Origin of the sequence: Stenotrophomonas sp. PS02298, from assembly GCF_029959445.1 — a bacterium.
Taxonomy (GTDB): domain Bacteria; phylum Pseudomonadota; class Gammaproteobacteria; order Xanthomonadales; family Xanthomonadaceae; genus Stenotrophomonas.
In genome coordinates, this window is record NZ_JASCOR010000187.1 from 1 (window position 1) to 7,735 (window position 7,735).

Annotated in this window: 7 protein-coding genes; 2 read left to right on the forward strand and 5 right to left on the reverse strand. The window is 64.3% G+C overall.

Going from position 1 to position 7,735, the window contains the following annotated elements; genetic code table 11:
- Positions 1 to 602: 602 nt before the first annotated feature.
- Positions 603 to 884 carry a hypothetical protein gene (locus QMX78_RS18755; protein ID WP_282272400.1) on the reverse strand — a complete coding sequence of 94 codons (282 nt, stop codon included), beginning with the start codon at positions 882 to 884 and terminating at the stop codon, positions 603 to 605.
- Between the two features lie 173 nt (positions 885 to 1,057).
- On the opposite strand from QMX78_RS18755, the gene QMX78_RS18760 reads away from it, so the two are divergent.
- Positions 1,058 to 1,405, forward strand: a complete 348-nt coding sequence (locus tag QMX78_RS18760; protein WP_282272402.1) for a Rieske (2Fe-2S) protein — start codon at positions 1,058 to 1,060, stop codon at positions 1,403 to 1,405.
- Between the two features lie 201 nt (positions 1,406 to 1,606).
- Here QMX78_RS18760 and QMX78_RS18765 read toward each other — a convergent pair whose 3' ends face one another.
- The 4 genes from QMX78_RS18765 to thiS form a co-directional block, all read right to left on the reverse strand.
- Positions 1,607 to 3,454: an SLC13 family permease gene (locus QMX78_RS18765; RefSeq protein WP_282272404.1), complete on the reverse strand. Its 1,848-nt coding sequence runs from the start codon at positions 3,452 to 3,454 to the stop codon at positions 1,607 to 1,609.
- Between the two features lie 124 nt (positions 3,455 to 3,578).
- Entirely contained in the window at positions 3,579 to 4,331 is a 753-nt protein-coding gene (gene trmB / locus QMX78_RS18770; RefSeq protein ID WP_282272406.1) for a tRNA (guanosine(46)-N7)-methyltransferase TrmB, read from the reverse strand.
- Entirely contained in the window at positions 4,331 to 5,125 is a 795-nt protein-coding gene (locus tag QMX78_RS18775; protein ID WP_282272409.1) for a thiazole synthase, read from the reverse strand. The genes trmB and QMX78_RS18775 overlap by 1 nt, the downstream gene beginning before the upstream one ends.
- A gap of 285 nt (positions 5,126 to 5,410) precedes the next feature.
- The gene (thiS, locus tag QMX78_RS18780) at positions 5,411 to 5,611 is read right to left on the reverse strand and encodes a sulfur carrier protein ThiS (RefSeq protein ID WP_282272411.1); all 201 of its coding nucleotides are present in this window, start codon (positions 5,609 to 5,611) and stop codon (positions 5,411 to 5,413) included.
- A 178-nt stretch (positions 5,612 to 5,789) separates the two neighbouring features.
- Here thiS and QMX78_RS18785 point away from each other — a divergent pair, with 178 nt between their 5' ends.
- Positions 5,790 to 7,577 carry an autotransporter domain-containing protein gene (locus tag QMX78_RS18785; RefSeq protein WP_282272413.1) on the forward strand — a complete coding sequence of 596 codons (1,788 nt, stop codon included), beginning with the start codon at positions 5,790 to 5,792 and terminating at the stop codon, positions 7,575 to 7,577.
- Positions 7,578 to 7,735 lie beyond the last annotated feature (158 nt).

A 7,735-nucleotide genomic window follows, 5' to 3' on the forward strand; every position in this document is an offset into this window, starting at 1 on the left:
GAGCCGCGAAGCCGGCACACTTGAAGCTCTCGGCATGTCGGCAATCTGATCGACCACCTGCTTCGCGGCTCACGCCGCTCCTACAGTTTGAGGGCACCGGTAAGGCTTCTGCCGAGCATGGCTCGGCACTACCGCTTCTGCTCCCTCCCTTTCGCGTAGCGAAGGGGAGGGTTGGGAGGGGTAAGTGCTTCGCTGGTTGGTGCATCTGTGGCATCGCGGCGCTTGCTGCACCGCCGGGAAGGCCTCTGCCGAGCATGGCTCGGCACTACCGCTTCTGCTCCCTCCCTTTCGCGTGGCGAAGGGGAGGGTTGGGGAGGGGGAAGCGCTTCACTGGTTGGAGCATCTGTGACGTCGCAGCGCCTGCTGCACCGCCGGGAAAGCCTCTGCCGAGCATGGCTCGGCACTACCGCTTCTGCTCCCTCCCTTTCGCGTGGCGAAGGGGAGGGTTGGGGAGGGGTAAGCGCTTCACTGGTTGGCGCATCTGTGGCATCGCGGCGCTTGCCGCACCGCCGGGAAAGCCTCTGCCGAGCATGGCTCGGCACTACCGGAGAGATGGTCGGCAAAGCCTCTGCCGGGCATGGCTCGGCACTACATTGCGTGGCTTAGCGTGCCTGCGGCAGGGCGGCCTTGCGCACTACACGGTACTCGGCGTCGACCACAGTCGGGTCGGCCTTGCGCATGGCGCGGGCCTTGCGCGATGCAAACAGCTTCCAGGCGATGCCGCCCAGGATCATGGCCGCGCCAATGAACACGCCGCCGACCACCAGCACCGCAAGGATTGCGATGCCGAGCAGGCCCAAGGCAATGCGCACCAACGGGTTGCGCGGTTTGCGCGGCTCGAACAGGTTGCGCAGCTTGGCAAATTGGACGTAACGGATGTTCATGAAAGCTCTATGACGTTGAGTCTGCTGTGGAGTATCAGGTGCGATCGGGCCAATTGCGTGAAGTTGTCGTTAATTGATGTCTGAATAGGGGGCGCGACAATGCCGTGAGTCAGCTTCGCTTTGGCCTTGGCTGCCCATGCGACAATAAGTGCATTACTTGCATCGGTGTTCCAATGTCCAGCGCCATCGCTTCCGGAATCGAACTTTGTCCGCTGGCCGCCGTGCCTGATCAAGGCTTTCATGCGGTGGTGGCGGTGGTTGATGGCGATGCCGAAACCTTGGTCTTGTACCGCGATGGCGATGCGGTGCGGGCGTGGTTGAACGTCTGCCCGCACGCCGGGCGCGCCCTGGATTGGGCGCCGGGCCAGTTCCTCAAGAGCCGCGAAGGGCATCTGGTCTGCGCCGTGCACGGTGCCTCGTTCGAACTGGAAGGTGGTATCTGCGTCGCAGGTCCGTGCAAAGGTGACTCGCTGCGCGCGGTCCCGGTGCTGGTGAGCGATGAAAAGGTGTTGCTGGGTTGAAGGCTGGGCAAGCGGTTTTGCAGGCGCTGCGGCTTTTGCAGGAGCGGCGTAAGCCGCGAAGCCATTGGTGCTTCAAGGCCGATAGTGTCTGTTGATCGGAAAAACCCGCTGTTCGCTGGGTGGCTGGTGGGTCTCCGCCGCTAGCGCCGGCAGGTGCACTGGCTTCGGGGCTTACGCCGCTCTTACAGGATCCGGAGCCTTTCAGAACATGATGTTGATCATGATCACCACGATCACGGTATAGAGCAGCGACAGCGGTCCACCGACCCGCCACATCTCGCGCGGGGTGTACTTGGCGGGGCCCATTGCCATCGAGATCACCGGGTTGGACGCGGTCATCAGGTTGTTGGACGCCGACAAGGCCACGATCAGCGCGAACGCGGTGGGGTTGCCGCCGGCAGCCAAGGCCAGGTTCACTGCGATCGGCACCATCACGATGGTGGCGCCGACATGGCTGATCACCAGCGAGAAGGCGGTGGTCAGCAACGCCAAGGCGATCTCCAGCGCCCACACCGGAATGCCAGCGGGCAGTTTGTCGATGGTGTGGCCGGCGATCCAGGCGGCCGCGCCACTGCTGTCCATCGCCCAACCCAGCGGAATCAGGCCGGCCATCATGAAGATGGTCTTCCAGTTGATCGCTGCGTAAGCCTCGTCCATGCGCAGCACGCCGGTCAGCAGCATGCCAGCCACGCCGGTGAGCAGGGTCAGGGCCACCGGCAGGTGCGAGGTGAGCGCGATGATGATGGTCAGTGCGAAGATCGCCATCGCGATCTTGAACTTGTGCGGGCGCTGCTCGCCCTTGGGATAGTCGGTGACCACCACGAAGTCGCGGCTTTCGGCGGCAGTGGCCAGGTCCTGCCAGATGCTGTGGAAGACCAGCATGTCGCCGGCGCGTAGCGGGGTGTTGCGCACGTCCTCGCGGATCACCTGCTTGTCGCGGTTGATCGCCAGCAGGCTGATGCCGCGTTCCTTGCGCAGGCGCAGCTCACCTGCGGTCTTGCCGATCAGGCGCGAGGTTGGTGGCACCACCGCTTCGGAAATACCGGCGCGGGCCGGGTTGAACAGGTCGCCCAGCTGCTTCAGGCGCGAGGACATGCGCAGGAACTGGTTCTGCGCGAAGTCCGAGACCTGCCGACGTGGACCCATCACGCCCAGTGCACTACCGACCCAGATGCGCATGTCCGCCGGTGGCGACAGGCGAGTGTCGTCGCCGGTTTTCAGTGCAAGGAACAGTGGAGCGTCGAACAGGTTTTCAGCCTCGCCCACGGTCATGCCGACCAGAGGGCTCTCGGCGGTGACCAGCAGTTCGAAGACATCGCCTTCAATGCCGTAGGCCTTGGCGAAATAGCTTTCGGTTCGGGCCGGGGCCTGGCCATCCTCGCTCTCGGTTTCTTCTTCCTGCAGTTTGCGGCTGCCGTAGAAGCGGAAGTAGGCCAGTGAGGCGATCAGCAGTGCTACGCCAATCGGCAGCGGCGCGAACATGCGCAGCGGCTCGATGGTGGCGGTGCCTGAGGGCAGGTTGTTGTTGGCCGAGACCAGCAAGTCGTTGAGCAGGATCAGCGGCGAGTTGCCGACCATGGTCAGCGCGCCACCCATCACGATGGCGGCGGAGATCGGCAACAACTGGCGCTTCAGGGTGAGCGCGGTACGCGAAGCCAGTCGTGAGGCGACCGGCAGGTACAGCGCCATCACCGATGGGTTCTGCATGAACGAGGAGTTCAAGCCGGCGGTTGCGCTGGTCAGCAGCAGCAGCCGTTGTTCCAGTCCATGCGAACGTCGCAGCAGCCAGCCGGCGAGCCGGTTCAGTGCGCCGGTACGGTCCAGGCCGGCGCCGAGAATGGTGGTGGCGATGATGCTCATCACGGCGTTACCGGAAAAGCCGCCGAAGATTTCCTCCGGTGCAATCAAGCCGGTGACGCCCAGCACCACCATCACCACCAGCGCCACCACGTCGGCGCGGATGCGCTCGAACAGGAACATCGCCATCGTGAAGCCCACCAGCCCGAGCACGAGCTTCATATCGGTGGTGAGCGTCAGCGCGGTATCCATCAGGGCAGTGACTTCAAAGAGAGGAGCGGGGACGGTTTGACAGTGCACTCTGCCATCAACGCTGCGCAGGCAGCGTGTTCGGCAATCTCATGGAAGCGTGCAGCTGTCATCGCGTCCTCATCACTCAGCCGGCGTCCGTGTTGCCGGGCTTGTCATACAGCAGATCCCAGACGCCATGGCCCAGCTTCTGCCCGCGGGTCTCAAAGTGGGTCTGCGGACGCCAGTCCGGACGCGGCACGGCGCCACGCGGGCCGGCGCGGTTGACCAGACCGGGCGTGGCGTCGAGCACGTCCCACATCTGCTCGGCGTAGTCTTCCCAGTCGGTGGCGCAATGCAGACGGCCGCCAACGCGCAGCTTGCGCACCAGCAGCTCGGCAAAGCCCGGTTGCACCAGACGGCGCTTGTTGTGACGCTTCTTGTGCCAGGGATCCGGGAAGTAGATGCGGATCTCGTCCAGGGCGCCGTCGGCGATTTCCTTCTCCAGCACCTCGACCGCGTCGTGGTGGTAGAGCTTGACGTTGTCGGCATTGTCATCGGCCAGCGCATTGAGCAGGCGGCCGACGCCCGGTGCGTGCACTTCGATGCCGATGTAGTCCTTGGAGGTGTCGAACTGCGCGGCGTAGCGCAGCGCGGCGCCGTTGCCGAAGCCAATTTCCAGCACCTTGGGGGCGTTGCGGCCGAAGGTGGCCTGCAGGTCACGCGGCTCGCCATTGAAGTCGATGCCGAAGCGCGGCCAACGGTCGTCGAACGCGCGCTGCTGGGCCGGGGTGAAGCGGCCCTGGCGCAGGACGAAACTGCGGATCTCGCGGCGACCCTCGGTCACGGTGAAGGGCTTGGGCGGTGCCTTGGAGCCCGCGCTGTCAAAAGGATTGGTCATCAGCCGATCAGCCCATCAACGGGAGAGGAGGCGCTGGCGTAGCGCTTGCGCGGGATGCGGCCGGCGAGGAAAGCCTCGCGGCCAGCTTCCACGGCCTTGCGCATGGCGCTGGCCATCAATACCGGGTTGCGGGCGCCGGCAATGGCGGTGTTCATCAATACGCCGTCGCAGCCCAGCTCCATGGCGATGGCCGCATCCGAGGCGGTGCCGACGCCGGCATCGACGATGATCGGCACCTTGGCGTTCTCGATGATCTCGATCAGGTTGTACTTGTTCTGGATGCCCAGGCCAGAACCAATTGGCGCGGCCAGCGGCATCACCGCGGCGCAGCCGATTTCCTCCAGGCGCTTGGCCAGGATCGGGTCATCGGAGGTGTAGACCATGACGTCGAAACCGTCCTTGACCAGCTGTTCGGCGGCCTTGAGGGTAGCCATCACGTCCGGGTACAGGGTCTTCTGGTCGCCCAGCACTTCGAGCTTGGTCAGGTTGTGGCCGTCCAGCAGCTCACGGGCCAGGCGGCAGGTGCGCACGGCGTCTTCGGCGGTATAGCAGCCGGCGGTATTGGGCAGGATGGCGTAGCGGTCCGGCGGCAGTACGTCGAGCAGGTTGGGCTCGCCCGGGTTCTGGCCGATGTTGGTGCGGCGGATGGCCACGGTGACGATCTGGGCGCCAGCGGCTTCGGTAGCCAGGCGGGTTTCTTCCAGATCCTTGAACTTGCCGGTGCCGGTCAGCAGCCGGGATGAATAGGTTTTGCCGGCGATGACCAGCGAATCGGTGGGGACATTTGCATTCATGCCCGAATTATCACCCATCCCGCCGATCTGTAGTGCCGAGCCATGCTCGGCATGGGCATCATCGGTAAAGCCCAGGCGCAGCCATGTCTGCACTCTACAGGTGGCGCTGGCAGCCGCCGCTGTCGCTCCCGCCCTTTGCCGCAGGCAAGGGGAGGGCTGGGGAGCGGTTGGCTTTTCTGCCTTTGTGTATGGGCAGCTTCGCGGCTTACCCCGCTCCCACAAATTTGATGGTGCGCCGGTGATGCCCCTGCCGAGCATGGCTCGGCATTACCTGGTTGCGGCGCTTCAGCCGCCGCCCAGCGCGTGCACGATTTCCACCACGTCACCGTCCTGCAGTGTGTGGCTCGCATGCTGGCTGCGCGGGACGATGTCGCCGTTGATCTCAACCGCCACGCGGCGTTCGGCCAGCCCTTCGGCGGCCAACAGTTCGATCAGGGTCAGGGCGGGCTGCAGCTGGCGGGGTTCGCCATTCAGATGGATGTTCATGCCGCCATTCTCGCCAGAGCCGCCGCAAAAGCCCAGCGGACAGACAGTTTGCGGCAGCGCAGCGTGTGTGTCTTACGCGGTAATGAAAACATAACAACGTGCGGCAGCGTATGTCTGCCCGCTTTTCCCCACCCAGGAGTTCAACATGTCTCTTTCCCTTCGCCCGCTGCGCGCTGCCGTGGCTGTCGCCATTGCCTTGGCGGCAGCGCCGGCCATGGCGCAGTCGCCGTATTCCAAGACGGTGTTTTTCGGTGACAGCTTGACCGATACCGGTTACTTCCGTCCGGTGTTGATGCAGCTGGATCCGAATGCTGCAGTGGTGGGCCGCTTCACCACCAACCCGGGTTGGGTGTGGGCGGATTACGTAGCCAACCAGTACGGCACCAATGCCAGCCCGAACGGCAATGGCCAGACTGGCGACAACTATGCTGTTGGCGGCGCCCGCGTGGGTGTGGATACGGTGGGTGCGCTGGGCGCAACCCCGTCAATGAAAACCCAGATGACCAGGTACCTGGCGGCCAACGGCGGCAAGGCTGATGCCAATGCGCTGTACACGGTGTGGGGCGGTGCAAACGATCTGTTTGCGGTGCAGGCGGCGCCGGCCCAGGCGCAGGCCATCATCGGCGCGGCGGTGACCGACCAGATCGGCATTGTCGGCACGCTGAAGTCCGCAGGTGCCCAGTACGTGATGGTCCCGACGCTGCCTGACATCGGTTTGACCCCGGCGTCCCGCGCAGGCGGCGCCGTCGGCATGGCGCAGGGTACCGCGCTGGCCAAGGCATACAACGACGCCTTGTTCGGCGGCCTCAAGCAGGCTGGGCTGCAGGTGATTCCGGTCGATACTTTCACCATCCTGCAGGAAATCGTCGCAAACCCGGGAACCTATGGCTTCACCAACGTCAGCAACATGGCCTGCACCTCGGCCTCGTCGCTGACCTGCTCGCCGCTGAGCCTGGTTGCGCCGAATGCAAACAACACTTACGTATTCGCCGATGGTGTACATCCGACCACTGCGGCGCACCAGATCCTCGGCCAGTACTCGCTCTCGGTACTGGAAGCGCCGCGTCTGCAGCAGATCCTGAGCCATTCGGCACAGACCACCGGTCGCGCCCGTGCCGATCAGGTTGGCGCGCACCTGGGTTCGCGTCCGGCCGATGGCCTGAGCTGGTGGGGGAATGTGCGCGGCGACATGCAGCGCTACGACCATGCTGATCTGTATGACGGTCTGGCGCCTGCTGGTCTGTTCGGTGTTGATTGGGCGCGTGGTGGCATGGTGCTGGGCGGCTTCGCCGGCTACGGCCGCATGAGTGCCGATTTCGGCAACAGCAAGGGCGACTTCACCCAGGACGACACCACGCTGGGTCTGTTCACAGGCTGGTACGGCGAGCGCGCGTGGGTCAACGGCCAGGTGAGCTACAGCTGGCTGGGTTACGACGTCACCCGCAAGGTGCAGCTCGGCCCGGCTACCCGCGAGCACAAGGGCTCACCGGATGGCAGCAACCTGACTGCCGCAATCAACGCTGGCTATGAGTTCGGTCAGGCAGGTGGTTTCCGTCACGGTCCGGTGGCTGCCGTGGTCTGGCAGAAGGTGAAGCTGGACGGCTACGTGGAAAGCAATGCCAGTGCCACCGCGTTGGGCTATGGCGACCAGGACCTGGATTCGACCGTTGGTCGCATCGGCTGGCAGGCCCGCTTTGATGGCGGAAGCGTGAAGCCCTACGTGCAGGTCACCTACGATCATGAGTTCGAGGACGGCAAGCAGGCCAGCGCCTGGTTGCAGACCATGGCGGACGTTGGCATGTACAAGGTGCCGGGGCTGGAATTCGATCGCAATTACGCCACCGCAGTGCTGGGTGCGCGTCTGAGCCTGTTCGGCCTGGAAAGCAATATCGGCCTGAGCACCACCACGATGCAGAAATCCGCACGTGATGCGACGGTGTTCGCCAGCTTTGGCGGCAACTTCTAAGTTGCCGCAGTAGCAATCCAGCAGGTGTTGTGTGTGGGAGGCGATGCCGCGCTTTTGCGGCATCGCCTCTTTTTTTTGGGGGGGCTGTGTGGGCGTGTTGGGGGCTGCTGTTTGCCCAGCGTCGTAGCCCGGGTAAGCGCCGCGCCCCCCGGGGTGTT

Coding starts and splice junctions, on each gene's coding strand:
- QMX78_RS18760 (WP_282272402.1), top strand. CDS start 1,058: ATGTCCAGCGCCATCGCTTCCGGAATCGAACTTTGTCCGCTGGCCGCC.
- thiS (WP_282272411.1), bottom strand. CDS start 5,611: ATGAACATCCATCTGAATGGCGAACCCCGCCAGCTGCAGCCCGCCCTG.
- QMX78_RS18755 (WP_282272400.1), bottom strand. CDS start 884: ATGAACATCCGTTACGTCCAATTTGCCAAGCTGCGCAACCTGTTCGAG.
- QMX78_RS18775 (WP_282272409.1), bottom strand. CDS start 5,125: ATGAATGCAAATGTCCCCACCGATTCGCTGGTCATCGCCGGCAAAACC.
- trmB (WP_282272406.1), bottom strand. CDS start 4,331: ATGACCAATCCTTTTGACAGCGCGGGCTCCAAGGCACCGCCCAAGCCC.
- QMX78_RS18765 (WP_282272404.1), bottom strand. CDS start 3,454: ATGGATACCGCGCTGACGCTCACCACCGATATGAAGCTCGTGCTCGGG.